The sequence below is a fragment of the Flavobacteriales bacterium genome, from assembly GCA_030584065.1.
GTDB lineage: Bacteria > Bacteroidota > Bacteroidia > Flavobacteriales_F > PHOS-HE28 > PHOS-HE28.
Genome location: CP129489.1, coordinates 1282339 through 1301062, shown reverse-complemented (window position 1 = coordinate 1301062; position 18724 = coordinate 1282339). Strand labels below are relative to the sequence as shown.

At 64.6% G+C, this 18724-nt stretch carries 19 protein-coding genes and 1 other RNA gene; 4 read left to right on the top strand and 16 right to left on the bottom strand.

Going from position 1 to position 18724, the window contains the following annotated elements; translation table 11 throughout:
• Nucleotides 1-2: 2 nt before the first annotated feature.
• Both QY325_05775 and QY325_05770 read right to left on the bottom strand, forming a co-directional pair.
• Nucleotides 3-1259, bottom strand: a complete 1257-nt coding sequence (locus QY325_05775; GenBank protein ID WKZ67431.1) for a DUF5723 family protein — start codon at nucleotides 1257-1259, stop codon at nucleotides 3-5.
• Complete coding sequence (locus QY325_05770) at nucleotides 1252-2865, bottom strand: hypothetical protein (protein ID WKZ67430.1); 1614 nt, start codon at nucleotides 2863-2865, stop codon at nucleotides 1252-1254. The genes QY325_05775 and QY325_05770 overlap by 8 nt, the downstream gene beginning before the upstream one ends.
• A 79-nt stretch (nucleotides 2866-2944) precedes the next feature.
• Between QY325_05770 and QY325_05765 the strand changes: the two genes are divergently transcribed.
• Nucleotides 2945-3391: a hypothetical protein gene (locus QY325_05765; GenBank protein WKZ67429.1), complete on the top strand. Its 447-nt coding sequence runs from the start codon at nucleotides 2945-2947 to the stop codon at nucleotides 3389-3391.
• A gap of 3 nt (nucleotides 3392-3394) precedes the next feature.
• Here the strand turns inward: QY325_05765 and QY325_05760 are convergent, their stop codons facing one another.
• The 6 genes from QY325_05760 to QY325_05735 form a co-directional block, all read right to left on the bottom strand.
• Nucleotides 3395-4678: a replication-associated recombination protein A gene (locus tag QY325_05760; GenBank protein WKZ67428.1), complete on the bottom strand. Its 1284-nt coding sequence runs from the start codon at nucleotides 4676-4678 to the stop codon at nucleotides 3395-3397.
• A 39-nt stretch (nucleotides 4679-4717) separates the two neighbouring features.
• Entirely contained in the window at nucleotides 4718-5935 is a 1218-nt protein-coding gene (locus QY325_05755; GenBank protein ID WKZ67427.1) for a DUF1015 domain-containing protein, read from the bottom strand.
• Entirely contained in the window at nucleotides 5936-6904 is a 969-nt protein-coding gene (locus QY325_05750) for a D-2-hydroxyacid dehydrogenase (protein ID WKZ67426.1), read from the bottom strand. It lies immediately after the preceding gene.
• Between the two features lie 3 nt (nucleotides 6905-6907).
• Nucleotides 6908-7996, bottom strand: coding sequence for a 3-phosphoserine/phosphohydroxythreonine transaminase (gene serC, locus QY325_05745; protein WKZ67425.1), 1089 nt, complete (start codon nucleotides 7994-7996; stop codon nucleotides 6908-6910).
• Nucleotides 7997-8081: 85 nt separating this feature from the next.
• On the bottom strand, nucleotides 8082-8936 hold the full coding sequence (locus QY325_05740) for a hypothetical protein (GenBank protein WKZ67424.1): 855 nt from the start codon (nucleotides 8934-8936) through the stop codon (nucleotides 8082-8084).
• Nucleotides 8937-9029: 93 nt separating this feature from the next.
• Nucleotides 9030-9377 carry a 4Fe-4S dicluster domain-containing protein gene (locus QY325_05735; protein ID WKZ67423.1) on the bottom strand — a complete coding sequence of 116 codons (348 nt, stop codon included), beginning with the start codon at nucleotides 9375-9377 and terminating at the stop codon, nucleotides 9030-9032.
• A 72-nt stretch (nucleotides 9378-9449) separates the two neighbouring features.
• On the opposite strand from QY325_05735, the gene QY325_05730 reads away from it, so the two are divergent.
• A complete protein-coding gene (locus QY325_05730) occupies nucleotides 9450-10511 on the top strand; it encodes an acyl-CoA reductase (protein WKZ67422.1) in 1062 nt (353 codons plus the stop codon).
• On the opposite strand, the gene QY325_05725 is transcribed toward QY325_05730, so the two are convergent.
• Nucleotides 10512-11984 carry a hypothetical protein gene (locus tag QY325_05725; GenBank protein WKZ67421.1) on the bottom strand — a complete coding sequence of 491 codons (1473 nt, stop codon included), beginning with the start codon at nucleotides 11982-11984 and terminating at the stop codon, nucleotides 10512-10514. It lies immediately after the preceding gene.
• 159 nt (nucleotides 11985-12143) lie between these two features.
• Here QY325_05725 and QY325_05720 point away from each other — a divergent pair, with 159 nt between their 5' ends.
• Complete coding sequence (locus tag QY325_05720; GenBank protein WKZ67420.1) at nucleotides 12144-12398, top strand: type B 50S ribosomal protein L31; 255 nt, start codon at nucleotides 12144-12146, stop codon at nucleotides 12396-12398.
• Nucleotides 12399-12473: 75 nt separating this feature from the next.
• Here QY325_05720 and QY325_05715 read toward each other — a convergent pair whose 3' ends face one another.
• From QY325_05715 to ffs, 6 genes are all read right to left on the bottom strand, one after another.
• Nucleotides 12474-13073, bottom strand: coding sequence for a YdeI/OmpD-associated family protein (locus tag QY325_05715; GenBank protein WKZ67419.1), 600 nt, complete (start codon nucleotides 13071-13073; stop codon nucleotides 12474-12476).
• A 71-nt stretch (nucleotides 13074-13144) separates the two neighbouring features.
• On the bottom strand, nucleotides 13145-14350 hold the full coding sequence (pcaF, locus tag QY325_05710) for a 3-oxoadipyl-CoA thiolase (protein WKZ67418.1): 1206 nt from the start codon (nucleotides 14348-14350) through the stop codon (nucleotides 13145-13147).
• Between the two features lies 1 nt (nucleotide 14351).
• Nucleotides 14352-14792 (bottom strand): hotdog fold thioesterase, encoded by a 441-nt coding sequence (locus QY325_05705; GenBank protein ID WKZ67417.1) that lies wholly within the window; start codon nucleotides 14790-14792, stop codon nucleotides 14352-14354.
• 27 nt (nucleotides 14793-14819) lie between these two features.
• A complete protein-coding gene (locus tag QY325_05700) occupies nucleotides 14820-15695 on the bottom strand; it encodes a bestrophin family protein (GenBank protein ID WKZ67416.1) in 876 nt (291 codons plus the stop codon).
• Between the two features lie 2 nt (nucleotides 15696-15697).
• A complete protein-coding gene (locus QY325_05695) occupies nucleotides 15698-16507 on the bottom strand; it encodes an SDR family oxidoreductase (GenBank protein ID WKZ67415.1) in 810 nt (269 codons plus the stop codon).
• A gap of 74 nt (nucleotides 16508-16581) precedes the next feature.
• An RNA gene (gene ffs / locus QY325_05690) (signal recognition particle sRNA small type) lies at nucleotides 16582-16680 on the bottom strand.
• Between the two features lie 123 nt (nucleotides 16681-16803).
• Here ffs and rocD point away from each other — a divergent pair.
• Nucleotides 16804-18105, top strand: coding sequence for an ornithine--oxo-acid transaminase (gene rocD / locus QY325_05685; GenBank protein ID WKZ67414.1), 1302 nt, complete (start codon nucleotides 16804-16806; stop codon nucleotides 18103-18105).
• A 105-nt stretch (nucleotides 18106-18210) separates the two neighbouring features.
• Here rocD and QY325_05680 read toward each other — a convergent pair whose 3' ends face one another.
• Nucleotides 18211-18564: a DUF488 family protein gene (locus tag QY325_05680; protein ID WKZ67413.1), complete on the bottom strand. Its 354-nt coding sequence runs from the start codon at nucleotides 18562-18564 to the stop codon at nucleotides 18211-18213.
• Nucleotides 18565-18724: the final 160 nt, after the last annotated feature.

Sequence of the window (18724 nt, the reverse complement as noted above, 5' to 3'; positions counted from 1 at the left end):
CGCTAGAAGCCGACGACGGCGTTTATGAAGAGGCCGGCGCCGCGGGTCCTGCCGGTGAGAAAGGCCGGGAGATGAGGCGTGGCGATCGTGATCAGCAGGCGATTGCTGGGCCGGATTGCCGCACTCGCCCCCACCCGAAGCCCACCGAATCCGCCCATGCGCATCTCGATGCCGGCCTCAGCCCTCTCGCTCAGCAACCGTCGGGCGGACAGTTCGAGCTGCGGATGGTAGCCAGGCAGGTTCCGTTGGTCCAAGGCGATGCTGCCCATCCAGCGTTCACCCAGCGGTGCGCTCAGGCGCGCGATGAGCTGGAAGGGCAGCCAAGTGGAATAGCCCGTGGTCCGGAAACGCACACCGAGCGTGTCGAGCAGCTCCTCTTCGCCGATCACCGTTCCATCCAGGTCCAGAATGTTGTCCACCGTGATTCCGTCGAAGGTCAGCGTGGTATCCCGATCCAGTCGCTGGCCCTTGCGGCCCCATGCGCAGAATCCGAGATCGCGAGCCTCCAATTCGAGCCGCACCCTGTTCGGATTGCGTGCGATGGGGACATCCCAGCGGCCTGAGACTGCAAGCCCGAGGCCGTTCAGCACGCCGAGCGCAGCTTCGGCGGTATCGCTACGGTGGTAGTCACCTGCGATGCGTGCGCGCAGCACCCTGCCGTCGGCGCCGGTGTAGAGGTCTGCCCAACGGATGTCCACGGCATCGTGCGATTGACAGATCACGAGGTCGACCCGGAAATGGCTGCTCGTCCGCGTATCCTGCGCCCCAGCGCCGATGGTCTGGTACCGCATGCGCATGATCGCTGTCGGTCCCAGGTCGGCGCGGCGCTCCTCATAGGCGGCATTGCCGAAGAAGGTGAGGTTGTACAGGTCCGCCGGGAACCGGGCGCCCAGCAGCTCGTGATGCGCGATGCTGAGCGAAGGGCGCCAACGCCCTTGGGCCTCGCCGAGGTGGGTGAGGCGTACTTCGAGTGCATAGCCCAAACGGTTGGCGGACCTAAGGCCATCACGCGACCGGCCCCGCAGCTCGCGGTTGAGGAAGATGCCTCGCCAGAGCGCGGCCGGCAGCTCATTGAGCAGCGAGTTGGCGCTGTAGTCGAACGCGCCCTCGGCGATCAGCGCATGGTTGCGCATCAGCACCGGTTCGCTCACCGGCGTGAAGCCGGCCCGGTGGTCGTGGTCCACGGGCAGGATACGCACCTGTCCGCTCAGCCCGGCTGCCAGCAGCCCGCCAGTCAGCGTCAGCGACCACTTACTCATCACCGTTCACCACGTAGTTCGCCGCGATGGTCATCTGCAGGTCCAAGCGATAGCGGTCCAGCAGCCGCAGGTGTTCGGATTGATCGGCTGTGGTGAAGGCCGCTCGCGTCCGGAGGCGGGCCCCGTCGTACAGGAGGTTCACTGCGGCTTCGTCCAGTTCCGCCGTCAGCACGCTGTTCACCGGCTGCGCTACCAGGTTGTCGGGTCCCAGGAGCCCGGCCGCCACCGCCCCGGCAACGGGGAGTGCCGCCACCACTTGGTCTTGCTCGTCGACCAGGTCGATGAGGATGCGGGCATGCAGCGGGAACCCGTTCGTGGCGAAGAGCTTCATGGTGCCGCTCCGCAGCGCATGGCCCTCGGCACTGCCGGGCAGGTCCGGGGCGCTGATGGTTTGCAGGGTGAGTTCGTTGGCAATCAGGCGCAGCGGCACCTCGAGGTCGAGGCTGGCCCGGAGCTGGCTGGAGTCGTAGAGGAAGTCGTTCCCGTTGCTGATGTCGCCGAGCGGGTTCAGCGCGATGTCGAGTTCGTAGTAGAGCTGGTCGGGCAGGCATTCGATGAACGGGAGCAGGTTGCTGTTCGCGATATCCAGTGTGCGCTCGTAGAACGTGGGTGCCGGCCCGGTGCCGAGGTCGACGGCCCGGGTGATGTTCATCGGGCCGCTCATGATCGCGTGCTCCAGCGGCACGGATACCCCGGTGCGCGTATTGGTGGCCCGCAGCTCACGCATGCGCACCTGCATGTCCACCCCGAATCCGTTCTCCACCTTCAGCTTCAGTGTGGCCTCATCCAGGTCGAGCGTGCCAGAGGTGAAGGCCTCGAAGAGGTCGAAGGGCTCGGAGGTGGGACCGGCCTCCACGGTGCGCTGTCCGAAGTAGCCCCGCGCATAGGCCGGTAGAAGGCCGGCGTAGGTGGCTTGGATGATGAGGCTGTCCTGGTCGGTGACGGTGGCGCCGCTCCCGGCGGGGTCGAGCTGCGCACCGAGGATGGTCTGCAGGGTGTTCACGCTGTTGAGCTGCGGGCCGCGGAGGTCGAAACGGGCGCCGGCCAGGTCGCGGACCGAAACAGCGGAGGCAGGTTGCGCAGGCGTGCCCGGCCCTACTGACGTGCTGAGCGTTCCGGAGCCGTCGGGAAACACCGCTGCCGGGATTGCCAGGCTGCCGAGCACGGTGGTCGCCACCATGTTGGTCATGCGCAGTTCAAGCCGGCCCTCGCGCAGCGTCAATTGGCGGAGCGCGAGCTCGTCCAGGTCGAAGCGCTGCACGTCCACTTGGTTGAAGAAGTTGAATCCGGGCGGGAACTCAAGCGGGCCGGGGAGGGGAAGGGCATAGCGGTAGAAGAAGCTGGTGTCTGGGGCGGTCAATACCGTATCGAGGTCCACATCGAAGAGTTCGCCATTGTAGACCAGGGTCACCTCGCCGTCCGCATCGGTACGGATCAGCGAGTCGGCCACCAGGTCACGCAGGGTGAAGGTGGTCCGCAGCACCGGCGCCAGGAGGTCGATGTCCCAGGTGGGCCGGTTCGATTCCTTGCGGCAGGAATGCAGGGGTGCGGTGGCGATGACCGCTGCGGCGAAAGCAACCACCACGGGGATGCGACCGTATTCCATGCGTGAGGCAATGTACTCGTTTGGAAGGACGGACGGCAGCCCGGTGATGCTGCCCGTGGCTTAACATTGCAGGGAATCCATGCTGCTGCGACGGTACATCCTGCTGCCCTGGCTCATGTCGAGCGCGGTGATGTTCGGCCTTTCGTACGTCTGGCACGGCCTGGTGCTTACGGACCTGGAGGATGTGAGCATTCCACTCACGCTCTACTTCGTCCTGGCAGGGGTGGTCTACCTGGTGCTCGGCCTGGCGCTCACCATAGGCATCCATAAGGCGGTTCAGTACGAGTGGATCTCCCTGAAGGGCGCCTTCCCGCTGATGTGCATGCTTGCCGCAGCCGCTGCCGGGTTCTTCGTCTACCTGGTCATCTTCGTTCTGGGTATGAGCTTCGCCAAGGCGGGCATGGTGCACATGGTGGTGGATGTGCTCTGGCAGATGTTCGAGCAGGCCTTGGGCGGCTTGGCCGTCAGCCTGGGCGTCATCTACGACATGCACCAGCGCTTCCTGGAGCAGGAGCGCGCCAGTTGAGCCTCACCCGCTCTTCCTGTACCGGCCCTTCCAGAGGCGTTCGAGCAGGGCGGCGTGCTCCTGCTCCTTGGGGTTGGAGCCCGGCTCGTAGAACACCGAGCCAGAAATCGCCTCGGGCAGGAATTCCTGCTCGATGAAGTTGCCCTCGCCCTCATGGCTATAGCGGTAGTCGCGGCCGTAGGAGAGATCCTTCATCAGCTTGGTCGGCGCATTCCGGAGGTGCAGGGGCACCGGCAGGTCCCCGGTGGAGCGCACCTTCTCCTGTGCTGCACCGATGGCGTTGTAGCTGGCATTGCTCTTCGGCGAGCAGGCCAGGTAGATCGCGCACTGGCTGAGGATGATGCGTCCTTCGGGCCAACCGATCATCTGCACCGCCTGCATGGTGGTGGTGGCCATCAGCAGCGCATTGGGATTGGCATTGCCGATGTCCTCGCTGGCCAGGATCACCATTCGGCGAGCGATGAAGAGCGGGTCCTCGCCGCCCTCCACCATGCGCGCCAGCCAGTACACGGTGGCGTTGGGGTCGCTGCCCCGCATGCTCTTGATGAATGCGCTGACGATGTCGTAGTGCTGCTCGCCCTGCTTGTCGTAGCGCGCGGCCTGGGTCTGCACCACTTCCTTCACCAGGTCGTCCGTGATGGTAACGTCGCCCGGGCCGGCGGCCTTCACGCAGAGCTCGAAGGTGTTGAGCAGTCGCCTGGCATCGCCGCCGCTCGCCCGCATCAGCGCATCCGTCCCGCCCAGGGCGATCCGGCGCTGCTTCAGCTCCGGATCCTCCGCCATGGCACGATGAAGCAGGCTGAGGAGCTCCTCCTCGGCCAGCGGCTGCAGCACGTAGACCTGGCAGCGCGAGAGCAGGGCCCCGATGACCTCGAAGCTGGGGTTCTCCGTGGTGGCGCCGATCAGCGTGATGGTGCCCTTCTCCACCGCCCCGAGCAGCGAGTCCTGCTGCGCCTTGCTGAATCGGTGGATCTCGTCGATGAAGAGCACGGCGCTTCGCGCGAAGAGGCCGCTGCCGCCGGCCAGCTCGATCACCTCGCGCACGTCCTTCACCCCGCTGCTGATGGCGCTCAGCGTATGGAAGGGGCGCTTCAGGTCCTGGGCGATGAGGCGTGCCAGGGTGGTCTTGCCCACGCCAGGCGGCCCCCAAAGGATCATGCTCGGCAGCATGCCGCCGGCGAGGGCCTTGCGGAGCACCCCATCCGGCCCCACGAGATGGCGCTGGCCCACCACCTCATCCAGGCTGCGGGGGCGCATGCGTTCGGCCAAAGGGGCGTGGTCATTCATCTTGTGCAAGGCAAACTTACCGGCCTTCGGGCCGTAGCCTCACGCCTCCTCCAAGGAATACACCAGCATGCCGCTGCGGAGCTTCGGCTCGATGTAGGTGCTCTTCGGAGGCATGGTGCCCCCTTCATCGGCCACGGCCTTCAACTCCTCGAAGCTCACCGGGTACAGGTGAAATGCCGCGGCTGCTTCACCGGTCCGCACCATCCGGTCGAGCTCGGCTGTGCCCATGGTGCCCGGCGTGAACCGCACGCGCTGATCCGTCCGAAGGTCCGTGATGCCGAGCACAGGGCCGAGCACGCATGCGCTCAACCGGGCGGCATCGAGCCGGTCCGCCGTGGGCAGCGTGGGGTCGGCAGGGGGCAGGTGCAGGGCATGCCAGCCGCCCACGGTCCGCACGCCTATTACGCCATGCGCCGCAAAGGGGCCGCTGACCCGCTCGAGCCGTCCGGCGCGCGAGAGCGCATGGAGGAAGGCGGCCTCGTCATGGCCGCCCAGGTCGCCCACCGCCCGGTCGAAATTGTAGATGTAGAGCTGCTTGCGCGGCACGATGTAGGCCAGGCACCAGTCCGCGGGATCCGCATCGGTGCAGCCGCGTTCCTCGGAGAGCCGGGTGCTCGAGGCGAGGCGGTGATGCCCATCGGCGATGTAGAGGGCTGGGATGCCCGCGAAGGCCTTCTGCAGCCGCCTGCGGAGCTGCTCATCGGTGAGCGGCCACAGGCGATGGCTCACCTGGTCGTTGGTACGGAAGCTGTAGGCGGGGCGCGTGGCCAGCACGGGATCGAGCAGGGCCTCCCAAGCAGTGCCATCCGGAGAGGCCAGCAGCACAGGCTCGGCATTGATGCCCGTGGCACCCAGGTATTCGGCGAAGAGGTTCTCGCGTGCCGTGAGCGTCTGCTCATGCACCTTGATGCGGCCGTCGCGATAGGCGCGCGTGCTGACGCCGCAGATGAGCCCGCGCGAGGTGTTGCCGCGCGCTTCCTGCTCGTAGAGGTAGAGGGCGGGCCGTTCCTCGCGCACCATCACGCCCCGGTCGCAGAAGGCCTTGAAGGCCATGCGGACGCGGTGGAAGCGCTCGGTCCGGGGCAGCGCGCGGGTGACGGCGTCATCCGGGCGGATCACGTGCAGGAAGCTGAACGGATTCGCCTGCAGCCGCTGCTCCAGCTCGTCCGGTGCATAGGTCACGTATGACCGCGAGCAAACCCGGTGCGCCTGCTCCGGCACCGGCCGCCATGCCCTGAAGGGTCGGATCTCGATCATCTAGGCCACGGTGGCCGCAGAGCGCCACGCGATGATGCGCTCGGCGAGCTCATCGCCGATGCGGCCCTGGGCCTCAGCGGTGGCCGCGCCGATGTGTGGGCTGAGGCTCAGTGCATCCTCGCCGAGCAGGTCCGCACGGGGCTCGGGCTCGTTGGTGAAGACATCCAGTGCGGCGCCGCGCAGGCGACCCTCGTGCAGCGCTGCGATCAGCGCATCTTCATCGATGCTGCCCCCGCGGGCGGTGTTCACGATCACGGCACCGGGCTTCACCTTGGCCAGTTCCTGGGCGCCGAGCACGGCGCGCCCATCCTTCTGCGCCGGCACATGCAGGCTGATGGCATCGCTCTGGGCGAGGAGCTCCTCCAGCGTCACCATCTTCACCGGCACGCGCACGGTGGTGCCGCCGATCTCCATGTCCAGCGCGTCGGCCGTGGCGTGGTTATCGGTGTAGATCACCGTCATGCCGCAGCCCAGGGCATAGCGCGCCGTCCACTGGCCGATGCGCCCGAAGCCGATGACGCCCAGCGTCTTCCCGCGCAGCTCAAGTCCCTTCTCGTACTCCTTCTTCAGGTCCTTGAATCGGGTGCGCCCTTCGCCAGGCATGCGGCGATTCGCCTTGTGCAGCGAACGCATCAGCGTGAAGAGGTGCGCCATCACCAGCTCAGCCACGCTGATGCTCGAGGAGGCCGGCGTGTTGATGACCGCGATGCCGCGGCCCTTGGCGTGCGCCACATCGATGTTGTCCATGCCCACGCCGCCCCTGCCCACGAGCTTGAGCGTGGGACAGGCGTCGATCAGGTCGCGCCGCACCTTGGTGGCGCTGCGCACGAGGAGCACGTCAATGCGCTCCTTGTTGATGAATTCCGCCAGCTGTTCCTGGGGGATGTGATCGGCGGTTACGGCGAAGCCCTCCTCCACGAGGCTGGATTTCGCCTTGGCACTGAGGCCGTCGTTGGCGTGTACGCGCATGGGTTATCCGTTCTTCTGTGCGAAATGCTCCATTGCATCCACCAGCACCTGCACGCTCTCGATGGGCAGGGCATTGTACATGCTGGCCCGGTAGCCGCCCACGCTGCGGTGGCCCCGCAGCCCGTTGATGCCGGCTTCCTTCCAGATGGCGTCGAATGCGGGCTCCAGCGCGGCATCCGTCAGGATGAAGGTGGCGTTCATGGGACTGCGGTCCTCAACGGCAGCGGTTCCCTTGAACACGGGAAGGCGGTCGATGGCATCATAGAGCAGCTTGGCCTTGGCGGTGTTGCGGCGCTCGATGCCGGCCACGCCGCCCATCTTCTTCATCCACTCCAGGGTGAGCATGCTCACGTACACGGCGAACACCGGCGGCGTGTTGTACATGCTCTCCTTGGCGCCGTGGTTCTTCAGGTCGAGCATCGGGCTCAGCTTGCGCCCCGTATTGCCGGTGCGCTCTGGATCGAAGAGGTAGACCGTGGCGCCTGCCGGCCCCATGTTCTTCTGCGCGCCTCCGTAGATCAGGGCGAAGTCGGCCACATTCACCGGGCGGCTGAAGATGTCGCTGCTCATGTCGCACACCAGCGGCACAGGGCTCTTCGGGAACTGCTTGAACTGCGTTCCGAAGATGGTGTTGTTGCTCGTGAAATGGAAGTAGTCGGCATCCGCCGGGATCCCGAAGCCCTTGGGGATGTAGCTGAAGTTCCTGTCCTCGCTGCTGGCGACCACGACCGTCTCGCCCACGAGACGGCTCTCCTTGATTGCGCGCGTGGCCCATTCGCCTGTGTTCACGTAAGCGCTCTTGCCGCCCGGCTTCATGTAGTTCAGCGGCACCATGTGGAAGCCGAGGCTGGCCCCCCCGCCGAGGAAGACCACTTGGTAATGATCGGGGGCGCCCAGCAATTCCTTCACGAGAGCTTGCGCCTTGGCCATCACGGCCTCGAACGGCTTGCTCCGGTGGCTGATCTCCAGGATGCTGAGTCCGCTGCCCTCGAAGTCAAGGACGGCTTGTGCGGCCCGTTCGAAGACCTCCTGGGGGAGGATGCAGGGGCCGGCGCTGTAGTTGTGGACCTTCTTCTTGGAGGCGACGGTCATGGCGGTGATGTTGAGGCCGCCAAAGGTATTGGGTCGGCTCAAGCGCGGGGACGGGGGAGGGCCGCACTTACCACCGGTGCGGGGGTCATGGCTGCGGCGCTCTGGGGGGCGGGTTGAATGGGCGCCCGTCCCGCTTGGGATCACGGGCATCGATGTCCCGCTGCAGCTGCCACGATCCCTTCTCCCACACCAGGGCGTCGTAGCTCATGTCCGGACCCAGGAATGCATTGCTCCGATCCAGGTCCGGCCGCATGGGCGAGAGGTGGTCCATCACGATCCGCCGCTGGTCCTCCTCATAGCGCAGCATCATGGAGCTCTGGTAGGCGAATCCATAGATCTTGCGGAGTTCCTTCGAGCGTCCCGAGCCGCCGAATAGCGCCGCTCCGAATCGGGGCTTGCCGGAGCGGAAGCTCAGCACCTCCACCACCTTCCTGGTCTCGGTGCGGCTGTAGCCCTTCCAGCCGAGCAGGGTATAGAAGGTCTTCCCCCCCTTTTTCACCGGTATCACCTGGTAGTAGAGCGCGCCATACCAACGGTCGGCTCCCAATTCGGCCGATTCCGGATCCGGTATCCCGCTGGTCATGTCACGGAGCTCGAAGAGCGCGATCTCTCTCCCCTGCCGCGCAAGCAGGAGCCCCTCGTAGGCGTGGCCCCCATCGTCCCGCGGAACATTCCAGGTGATCAGGCGGAAGCTGCCGTCGGGCCCCTCCGCCCGGCTCAATGGAAGGTCATCGAGATTGACGGCCATACCGCCTTGGCCATCGAGTGCTTCCCGCAGCGCGGCCTTCAGACGCCCGCTGATCGAATCGCGTTCGGCCTCGGTTACCGCCGATTTCAGGGCCTTGGCCTGGATGACGGCCTCGCTGGCCGGATCGGTTTGCGGGAATGCCCCGGCCGAGCAGGCGAGGGCGGTGGTGGACAGGAGCAGGCGGCGCATCATCAGGCACAACGGCGAAGATGGGGCCAAAGGCATGGGACCCATCGGAGCGGCAACGCCTTGCCGAAGGCCTCACCACCCCTTGCCCCCTCGGCCTCAGAGGTGCATGAACTCCTTCTTCGCCATCAGCTGCTCCTTGGTCTCCCGGTGGTCGGGGTCGTCCACGCAGCAATCCACGGGGCAGACGGCCGCGCATTGCGGCTCGTCATGGAACCCCGTGCATTCCGTGCACTTGTCGGTGACGATGTAATAGACGTCCATGGCCACCGGCTTCTGTGCCGCGTCGGCATCGTAGGAGTTGCCCATGGGCGTGGTCTGGGGCCCATGCAGGGCCGTGCCATCGGCCAGCCGCCATTCAGCGCCACCCTCGTAGATGGCATTGTTGGGGCATTCAGGCTCGCATGCACCACAGTTGATGCATTCGTCGGTGATCATGATGGCCATGGCGGTGCGGGGTACTTTTGCGCGGCGAAGATAACCGGGCGCCTTTGGGTGACCGACGAACGATAGCCGGGCATGGAAGGTTCGAATCAACGGCTGGCCGCACTGGCGCAGCTGGGGGAGGTGATGAGGGCGCTGGGCGCCCATCAGCCATGGCCGGGGCATGCCATCGGCCTGTCGCGGGTTGAGTATGAGGGCCTGGAGCGCGCGGTGGGCCGCGCGCAGCGGTTCAATGGGTGGGCGACAGAGGAACAGGTGCGGCATGCGTTCGCCGCATGGGGCGAGGCATTGCGGCCCGCCCCGATCGAGGCTTGGCTCTCCCGCTACCCGGAGGGGGGCGCCTCCACGCGTGCCGTGCGCAATGTGGGCCTGGTGCTCGCCGGCAACGTGCCCCTGGTCGGGCTCCACGATGTGCTGTGCACTTGGCTCGCGGGCCATCGGGCTCGCGTGAAGTGCTCCTCGCAGGAGCCCGAGCTCCTGCCGGCGGTCGCGCAGGTGCTGGACCGCTTCGCCCCGGGTGCGGCCGAGCGGATCACCTTCGTGGAGGGGAAGCTGGGTGAGGTGGATGCGGTGATCGCCACGGGCAGCAACAACACGGCGCGCTACTTCGAGCACTACTTCGGGCACCTGCCGCGCATCGTGCGGCGCAACCGGGTGAGCGTGGCCGTGCTGGAAGGCAACGAGACGGAGGACGAACTTGCCGCGCTCGGCGAGGATGTGTTCCGCTACTTCGGCCTGGGCTGCCGCAATGTGAGCAAGCTGCTGATCCCGGTGGATTTCGATGTGGACCGCCTCTTCCGGGCATTCTTCCCGTGGGGGGGCATCATCCAGCACAACAAGTACGCGAACAACTACGACTACACACGAGCCCTCTGGCTGCTTGACCGGGTGCCCTTCCTGGAGAATGGATTCCTGCTGCTGAAGGAGGACGAGGCCCTCGCCAGCCCGGTGGCGGCCCTCTTCTTCCAGCGGGTGGCGGACCGGGCGGCGGCGGAGCGGTATCTGGAGGCCAACGCGGCCGCTATCCAGTGCGTTGTGGGCCGTGGGCATGTCCCGTTCGGCCGTGCGCAGCATCCGGCCCTCTGGGACTATGCGGACGGTACGGATACGATGCGCTTCCTCTTCGGTTTGCCCTGATCACGGGACGTACTCGAAGCAGCCCAGGTCGTATTGCCCGTCGGCACCGCGCACCACCCCGTCAAGGTCCTCGAAGGGGCCTGAAGCGTCAGCACGACCGCGGGCGTAGGCTCCGGCCGTCAGGTGGAAATCACGGTCCGGAACGCTCCGGAAGCCGTGCGCCTGGTTGCGGAAGACCTGGTCCTGGAACGGGAAGAAGGTGGTGTTGTTGGTGGGCTGGTCCGTGCGGAGGAGCACGCGCTCAAAGGTGAGCGCAGGGGTGGCCAAGCTGTTGAAGGCCAACTGGAATTCGTTGGCATTGGCGCCCGTGATGATGCAGTTGCGGACCCTGCTGTTCACGATGTCGCGCACCTGTGTGGTTCCGGTGATGTCCGCATAGGTGTTGGTCACGATGAAGGACGGGTCGTTGCGCACGGCATAGGTCCAGTAGTTGGCCACCGTGATGTGGTTGAGGTCGTATTCGCCCCCGCCGGTCAGCGCCATGGCATACTGCCCGCAGTCGCCGATGAGCACGTTGCCGGCGGTGATGCGGAAGTTGCGGCTCAGCACCCCGGCTGCGCTGCAGTTGCGGATCCGGACGTTGCTCATGTTCAGCTTCGCAGCGCTGGTGGGCGCATCCGGGATGCCGGGCCAGGTCTCGCACTGGATGCCCACAAGGGCGTTCTTCACCAGCACGTTGTCGAGCACATGGTCGGCGCCAGCGGGGCCATCGTTGATCCAGATGCGGTCCCATTGCCCGGGCAGTTCGGCATAGAAGGGCTCCAGGCGGTCGCCTTGGAAGGTGATGGGCTCCTCCGGTGTGCCGTCGGCCAGCAGCCGCCCCCAGCGGTAGATCCACAGCCCCCCGCCGCCGTGCACATAGACCCGCACGCCCGGATCGATGATCAGGGTTCCCAGCGAATCGACCGCCGCATAGCCATAGATCAGGTACGGCTTGTCATTGCCCCACTGCACGGTCTCGTTCTCGCCCGCGATGATGCTGTAGGCCGGCAGGCCTGCCGGGAACCGGTCCGGATAGAAGTAATGCGCATCCTGCCCCCAGGCCACCAGTTTCACCTTCTGCTCGTTGCCGTTGGTGAGGAAGACGATATGGTCCTCATGGACAAAGGGCGCGCTCTGGTTGGATTGGTCCAGGCTGGCCTCCACGAAGACGTAGATGCTGTCGCCCCCGAGGATCTCCACATCGTTGAAGGCGGTACCGGCCGCCCCGTCCACGTTGATGCGGAAAGGGGAGGGCGTACCCCCTTCCAGCGCGATGTCCACCCGCACCCCCTCGCTGTTGGGGTTGCGCACCCGGAACCGCTTGGTGACCGTGCCGATGGGCGGCGATACGGCGAACACCGTGTCGAAGAGCACCTCCACCTGGCTGAACTCCAGTTTCGCGCCGGGGTCGTCCGTGAACAGCCGGTCCTTGCGGCAGCTGAACACCAGCAAGGCCATGGCCAGGAAGGGAAGGGTGCGAACGGGAGACAAGCGGGGCAAAGATGACCGATATCCGCATGCAGATACGCTGGCTGGGGGGCGATCATTGCCTTTGGTGGGCACCGCCAGAGGATGGTGTTGGGTGATACAGGGAAAGCCCTTACATTTGCAGCCCTTAACGCGGATCCGGGAAGCGCCGGATAGACACCCATGAAGAAAGGAATCCACCCTGAGAGCTACCGCACCGTGGTGTTCAAGGACATGTCCAACGATTACATGTTCGTGGGCAAGAGCTGCGCCCAAACCAAGGACACGGTGAAATGGGAGGATGGCAATGAGTACCCGCTCGTGAAGCTGGATATCAGCCATACCTCGCACCCCTTCTACACCGGCAAGATGATGCTGGTCGACACGGCCGGTCGTGTGGACAAGTTCAAGAAGCGCTACGCCCGTCACGGCAAATAAGTCGGGGACTTACGTCTGATACCAGAAGCCCCCTCGGCACGCCGAGGGGGCTTCTTTGTTCATGGGCGGCCCGGGTCAAGCGGGGTGCTTGTCCTCCTTGCCTTGCCGGATCATCTCCAACGCTTGGGCCACCCTGCGCTTGCGGGTCTCCTCCTGCTTGGCATCGGCGATCCACTCCACGTATTCCTTCTTGTGGCTGTAGCTGAACTTCTCCCAGTTCGCCCATGCCTGGTCGTCCTTCCTCAGGCAGTTCTCCAGTTCGGGCGGTACCACCAGGGCCTTCCGGGGCGGCTTGGCATCGCCCAGCTTGGTTCCGGCTTGATTGAGTTTCACCGCCTGCTTCACCAGGTCGGCGAAGGCTTTCTCATGGATGGCCTCCCCTTCGAAGACCTTGTACTTCCGGATTCCGCGCTCCTCATCCTTCTCCGTGAGCTTGAAGAGGCCATGGCTGTCCTTGAGCAGGGCTCCCTTGTGGAACCAAACGCTCACGCATGACTTGAAGGCGTGCAGGCCGATCATGATGCCATCGTGGTCGAAATGGGGGGAGTTCCAGCGCCAGGTCTCCTCGATATCCTCGTCAACCGCATGGATCAACTGGCGCAGCCGCACCAAGGCCTTCCGCTGCCACTCGGGCTGCTCGGCGATGTAGAGGTTGATCTGTTCCTGAGGGAGCATGATGGGATGAAATGGGGGGGCAAGCTAATACGGCCTTCCCGCGGCGGTCATGGAAGGTTGAACCACCGGTATCAACACCGCTCCAGGATAACGGCATAACCCTGGCCCACGCCGATGCACATGGTACAGAGGGCGAATCGGCCTCCAATCACTTGAAGCTCAAGGGCTGCCGTTTGAATCAGGCGTGCTCCGCTCATGCCCAAGGGGTGGCCCAGCGCGATGGCGCCGCCATTGGGATTGAGCCGAGGGTCATCATCGGCGATGCCGAGGGAGCGCGTGCAGCTCAGCACTTGGGCGGCGAAGGCCTCATTGAGTTCCAGGATGTCCATCTGGTCAAGGGTTAGCCCTGCGCGCTTCAAGGCCAGCTTGGTGGCTGCCACCGGACCGATTCCCATGACACGGGGCTCCACGCCCACGACCGCGCTGGTCACGATTCGCGCCAAAGGCTTGAGGCTGTGAGCCTTCAGGGCCGCGTCGCTCGCCACGAGCAGGGCGGCCGCACCATCGTTCAGCCCGCTGGCGTTGCCCGCCGTTACGGTGCCGTTCTTGCGGAAAGCCGGCTTGAGTGCAGCCAGCCCTTCCATGGAGGTCTTCGGCTTGATGAATTCGTCGTCGGTGAATGCGATGGGGGCGCCCTTGCGCTGGGGGATGCCTATCGGCGCGATCTCCCGGGCGAGGCGACCTGAAGCCTGTGCCGTGGCGGCTTTCTGCTGGCTCCGGAGTGCGAAGCGGTCTTGGTCCTCGCGGCTGATGGGGCTGATATCCAGCAGGTTCTCGGCGGTCTCTCCCATGGCGTCCACGCCGTACTTCTCCTTCATCAGCGGGTTGATGAATCGCCAACCGAAACTGCTGTCGAAAAGTTGGGCGTCCCTGCCGAACGGTGTGCTGGTCTTGCTCATCACCCACGGCCCCCGTGTCATGTGCTCCACACCACCGGCGATGAAGAGCTCGCCGGTCTCGCCAGCGATGGCCCTAGCAGCCGAAACAACAGCACTCATTCCGCTAGCACACAGCCTATTAACTGTCTCTCCCGGAACTGATACTGGAAGTTCTGCGAGCAGCAGCGCCATCCGGGCCACATTGCGGTTATCCTCACCGGCTTGGTTTGCGCAGCCTAGAATGACATCGTCGATGGCCGCCGGATCAAGGCCCGGGTTCCTGGCCATGAGTGCACGGATGGCATGGGCGGCGAGGTCATCGGCCCGGACCGGGGAGAGGCTGCCCGTGAAACTGCCGATCGGGCTCCGTACAGCGTCGACGACGTAAGCTTGCTTCATCTTATGGATTGGGCTGATGCTCAGGGAACCAGGGCTTCCCGGTGCGGTACACCGTGCCCTTGAAGAGTGCCACCTGATCGCCCCGTTGATTGGTTACCGTGACATAATAGACGCCGATTCCCCGGCTCAGGCTCTTTTCCTCGCTGGTAGCGGTGAGCACATCGCCCTCCCTCACCGGCTTGGTATGGCTGATGGAGGTCTCCACGCTCACGGCCTGGATGCCATGGCTGTTGCTGGCGAAGGCCAAGCAGCTGTCGGCGAGGCTGTAGGTGATGCCCCCGTGGGCGATGGCGAAGCCATTGAGCATCTCCGGGCGCAGGGTGCAGCGCAGGATGCACCGGCCCGGTTCTACCGCGACCCGCTCGATGCCCAGCCATTGGCTGAAGGGGTCGTGGCCAAACATGCGGTCCACCACCTTCGCGGCCAGGTCCTGCGGCGTCATGCGGGCGAAGGTATCCGGCCAGCGCCTTCACGCCAGGATCTCCTCTACGTTGCCCTTGATGGTGCCGGTGAGCCGCTGCATGGGCAAGTCGTTCTGGTCGGTGCCGAAAGGATCCTCGATCTCCTCGGCGATGAGCTCTAGGCTGGCAAGTACGTAGAAGATGAACATGACCACCGGAATGGCCAGCAGGCCGAGGGTGAAGGCGAAGCCGAACGGGAGGGTGAGCACGTAGATGACGATGAATTTCTTGATGAAGCTGCTGTAGGAATAGGGGATGGGGGTGTTCTTGATGCGTTCGCAGGCCCCGCAGATCTCGAGGAATTGGGCAATCTCGCGGTCAAGCACCAGGAGCTGCTCGCCGGTGATGCGGCCTTCGCGCAGGAGCCGGGAGGCCCGGGCCGCCATGAGTTGCGCCACTTGGGCCGGAATGTGCTTGCTCCGGTCGAAGTCGGGGATTTCCGGATGGGGCTCGGCGTCGAGCTCCAAGCGGGTCTTCTCGCGCTGCAGGTGCAGCTTAAGCTCATGGGCGAAGAGCGGGATGAGCCGGGCATAGAAGGCCCTTGCCGACGCATCGTCGGGAACCAGGGCATCCACTTTCACCGCCAGGTTGCGGCTGGTATTCACCAGATGCCCCCAGAGCTTGCGACCCTCCCACCATCGATCGTAGGCCGTATTCGTGCGGAAGACCAGCAGCATGCTGATGGCGAAGCCCAGCAGGCTATGCATCACGGGCAGGTTCTTCACCACGCTCTCGTTGCCCAGTTCCCAGCGCTGCAGCTCAAGGAATCCCACCCCGTAGGTAAAAAGACCCACCAGCACCAGCAAGGGCCACAGCTTGCGGAAGGTGTCCGAGCGGTGAATGGCCAGCGCCCTCAGCCAGTCGCGGGAATCATAGGTCACCATGGCTACTCGTAGTGCTTGCCCACCATGCGCTGGAACATACGGCCGGGCAGCAGCTTCTTGGCCCAGATGCTGAACCGCTGGACGCCCTTCGCGACGACGTAACCGGCCTTGGGCTTCGGTGAGGCGATGATGCGCGCCACCACCCGGGCCAGTTCGTCGGGGTCACGGCTGTAATGCATGCTGCCGCTCAGCACGGCCATGGCCTTTTCATAGCCGGGGCGGTGGTCCGGTGTGATGGAATCGGGCTTGAGCCGTGACTGGGCGATGGGGGTGTTGAATTCGCCGGGCTGCACGTTCACCACGGTGATGCCGAAGGGCTTCAGTTCGATGGCCAGGGCCTCGCCGTAGCGCTCGAGCGCTGCCTTGCTGGCGCTGTAGAACGCCCGGTAGGGCAGGCCGAAGTTGGCCGCCACGCTGGTGATGTTGATGATGAGGCCCCGCTTCCGTGCGCGCATTTCGGGAAGCACCGCACGGCACAGCCGGTGCGCCCCGAGCACATTCGTGTCCAGCAGCCGTTGCGCCAATTCGGTGGGGATATCCTCTGCGGGCCCCTGGATCCCTAGCCCCGCATTGTTCACCACCACATCGATCCGCCCTTCGCGGCGAAGCACCTCATTCACGCCACGCTGCACCGAGGCTTCATCGGTGATGTCCATGCGGAGCAGTTCGAACCCCAGGTCGCCAGGGCCATCGTCCACCGCGCGCCCTGTCCCATAGACCCGGTGGCCTTGGGCGGTGAGTCGCGCGCACATGGCCCTTCCGAGGCCGCTGCTCCCCCCGGTGACCAGCACCACTTTCACGAATTCCGGCATGGGGGAAAGGTAGCGGCGGTGGCCCAACGCGCGGGTCGGCATGCTTCCCGGTCGATTCGCGGAGGGGCAAAAAAGAGGGGCAAGCGACCCGCATCGCACCGCTACAACCGCCTGCCCTTGCTGCCTTCCGGCCCTGGGGGATTCAGCGGGAGCTGGTCGTACGGGACTTGCCCCGGGGCAAAGGTAGGAGCCCAGGGGCTTTCCCGTGCATCAGGCATCACCCAACAGCTGCATCATGCTAAGGGCGTTGAACCCCTCATGGGCGGTCCCAATACCTTCGCGCCAACCCCATCCGCATGCCGCAGCTCACCCGTGCCCTCTCCAAGTCCCAGCGCGCCATCGACCTCGAGGAGCACTACGGTGCCCACAACTACCACCCCCTCCCGGTGGTGCTCGACAGCGGCAAGGGCGTGTTCGTGTGGGACGTGGAAGGCAAGCGGTACTACGACTTCCTCAGCGCATACAGCGCGGTGAACCAGGGGCACTGCCACCCGCGCCTGGTGAAGGTGATGCAGGAACAGGCCACCCGCATGACGCTCACCAGCCGCGCCTTCTACAACAGCGTGCTGGGGGAATACGCCCGCACCGTGTGCGAGCTCTTCGGCTACGACCGCATGCTGCCCATGAACACCGGTGCAGAGGCCGTGGAGACCGCCATCAAGATGGCCCGCAAGTGGGGCTACGAGCAGAAGGGCATCCCCGCAGGACAGGCCAAGATCATCGTGTGCGAGGGCAACTTCCACGGCCGCACCATCACGATCGTGAGCATGAGCACCGATCCCGACAGCCAGGGCGGCTTCGGGCCCTTCACACCCGGCTTCGAGGTGATCCCCTACGACGACATCCCGGCGCTGGAGAAGGCGCTGGAGGACCCGAACGTCTGCGCCTTCCTCGTGGAACCCATCCAGGGGGAGAAGGGCGTGTACGTGCCGGCCGACGACTACATCCCCCGCGCCATCGCTGCATGCAAGGCCCGCAACGTGCTCTTCATCGCGGACGAGATCCAGACCGGCATCGCGCGCACCGGCCGATTGTTGGCCTCCTGCCACAACAATGGCTGCAGCTGCACCAAGGGCCTCTGCGAAGCGCGCGAAGGGGTGCAGCGCCCCGACGTGGTGATCCTGGCCAAGGCCCTCAGCGGCGGCATGTACCCCGTGAGCGCCGTGCTGGCCAGCGATGCGGTGATGAACGTCTTCACCCCCGGCACTCACGGCAGCACCTACGGCGGCAACCCCATGGGCGCGCGGCTCGCCATCGAGGCGCTGGGCATCGTGCAGGACGAGGACCTCTGCGGCAACGCCGAGCGGCTCGGTCAGCTCTTCCGCGCCGAGATGCAGAAGCTGGTGGAGGAGTACGCCTTCATCAAGCTGGTGCGCGGTCGTGGCCTGCTCAATGCGCTGGTGATCGAAGCCCGCACGGCACCTGATGGCTCCCCCAAAACTGCCTGGGAACTCTGCCTGCTGCTGCGCGACAATGGTCTCCTGGCCAAGCCCACCCACGGGGACATTATCCGCTTCGCACCACCGCTGGTGATCACCGAGGAGCAGCTGATGGAGTGCGTGAACATCATCCGCACCAGCGTGCGGCAGTTCGCATAGGGCCTGAACGGTTAGTTCCGGTTGCGCTGGTATTCCAAACGCTGGAGTTAACTGGTCCCGCGTAGTGGTGCTTCCTTGAAACGACCTGCTGTACGAGGCACTAACCTATTTTAACATGCTGTTTATATACTCTTTCAATGCTGTGGCATTATTGTACTCTTGTTCTTTTGACGAGTACAAAGGACTGACATGATCACGTTTAACATGAGATAGCAACTCACTGACCACATCTCCATTCAGATCAAGTTCAGAGAAATATCGTCTTTTGAACTCAGGCCATTTTCCATGATCGTGGTTGAACCATTTTCGAAGCTCATTTGAAGGCGCAATAGACTTTAACCACAGATCTATCTCTGCATCTTCTTTGGATAGCCCTCTCGGCCAAAGTCGGTCCACAAGTATGCGGAATCCATCATTAGATCCAGCCTGTTCATATACCCTTTTTGTTTTGATGTTCATAATTCGGGTCGAAGTGGATAACGTTGGTTATCCGACGATCTTCGCATATCCGTCCGATCCTGGCGCGATCTACGCAACGCGCTGTAGCACACGTGCGCTGCGGTCCTGAGCCGATCGTCCGGGCGAAGTGATGCATCGAAGATACCGATCAGGACCTGCT

Coding starts and splice junctions, on each gene's coding strand:
- QY325_05775 (WKZ67431.1), bottom strand. CDS start 1,259: ATGAGTAAGTGGTCGCTGACGCTGACTGGCGGGCTGCTGGCAGCCGGG.
- QY325_05770 (WKZ67430.1), bottom strand. CDS start 2,865: ATGGAATACGGTCGCATCCCCGTGGTGGTTGCTTTCGCCGCAGCGGTC.
- QY325_05765 (WKZ67429.1), top strand. CDS start 2,945: ATGCTGCTGCGACGGTACATCCTGCTGCCCTGGCTCATGTCGAGCGCG.
- QY325_05760 (WKZ67428.1), bottom strand. CDS start 4,678: ATGAATGACCACGCCCCTTTGGCCGAACGCATGCGCCCCCGCAGCCTG.
- QY325_05755 (WKZ67427.1), bottom strand. CDS start 5,935: ATGATCGAGATCCGACCCTTCAGGGCATGGCGGCCGGTGCCGGAGCAG.
- QY325_05750 (WKZ67426.1), bottom strand. CDS start 6,904: ATGCGCGTACACGCCAACGACGGCCTCAGTGCCAAGGCGAAATCCAGC.
- serC (WKZ67425.1), bottom strand. CDS start 7,996: ATGACCGTCGCCTCCAAGAAGAAGGTCCACAACTACAGCGCCGGCCCC.
- QY325_05740 (WKZ67424.1), bottom strand. CDS start 8,936: ATGATGCGCCGCCTGCTCCTGTCCACCACCGCCCTCGCCTGCTCGGCC.
- QY325_05735 (WKZ67423.1), bottom strand. CDS start 9,377: ATGGCCATCATGATCACCGACGAATGCATCAACTGTGGTGCATGCGAG.
- QY325_05730 (WKZ67422.1), top strand. CDS start 9,450: ATGGAAGGTTCGAATCAACGGCTGGCCGCACTGGCGCAGCTGGGGGAG.
- QY325_05720 (WKZ67420.1), top strand. CDS start 12,144: ATGAAGAAAGGAATCCACCCTGAGAGCTACCGCACCGTGGTGTTCAAG.
- QY325_05715 (WKZ67419.1), bottom strand. CDS start 13,073: ATGCTCCCTCAGGAACAGATCAACCTCTACATCGCCGAGCAGCCCGAG.
- pcaF (WKZ67418.1), bottom strand. CDS start 14,350: ATGAAGCAAGCTTACGTCGTCGACGCTGTACGGAGCCCGATCGGCAGT.
- QY325_05705 (WKZ67417.1), bottom strand. CDS start 14,792: ATGACGCCGCAGGACCTGGCCGCGAAGGTGGTGGACCGCATGTTTGGC.
- QY325_05700 (WKZ67416.1), bottom strand. CDS start 15,695: ATGGTGACCTATGATTCCCGCGACTGGCTGAGGGCGCTGGCCATTCAC.
- QY325_05695 (WKZ67415.1), bottom strand. CDS start 16,507: ATGCCGGAATTCGTGAAAGTGGTGCTGGTCACCGGGGGGAGCAGCGGC.
- rocD (WKZ67414.1), top strand. CDS start 16,804: ATGCCGCAGCTCACCCGTGCCCTCTCCAAGTCCCAGCGCGCCATCGAC.
- QY325_05680 (WKZ67413.1), bottom strand. CDS start 18,564: ATGAACATCAAAACAAAAAGGGTATATGAACAGGCTGGATCTAATGAT.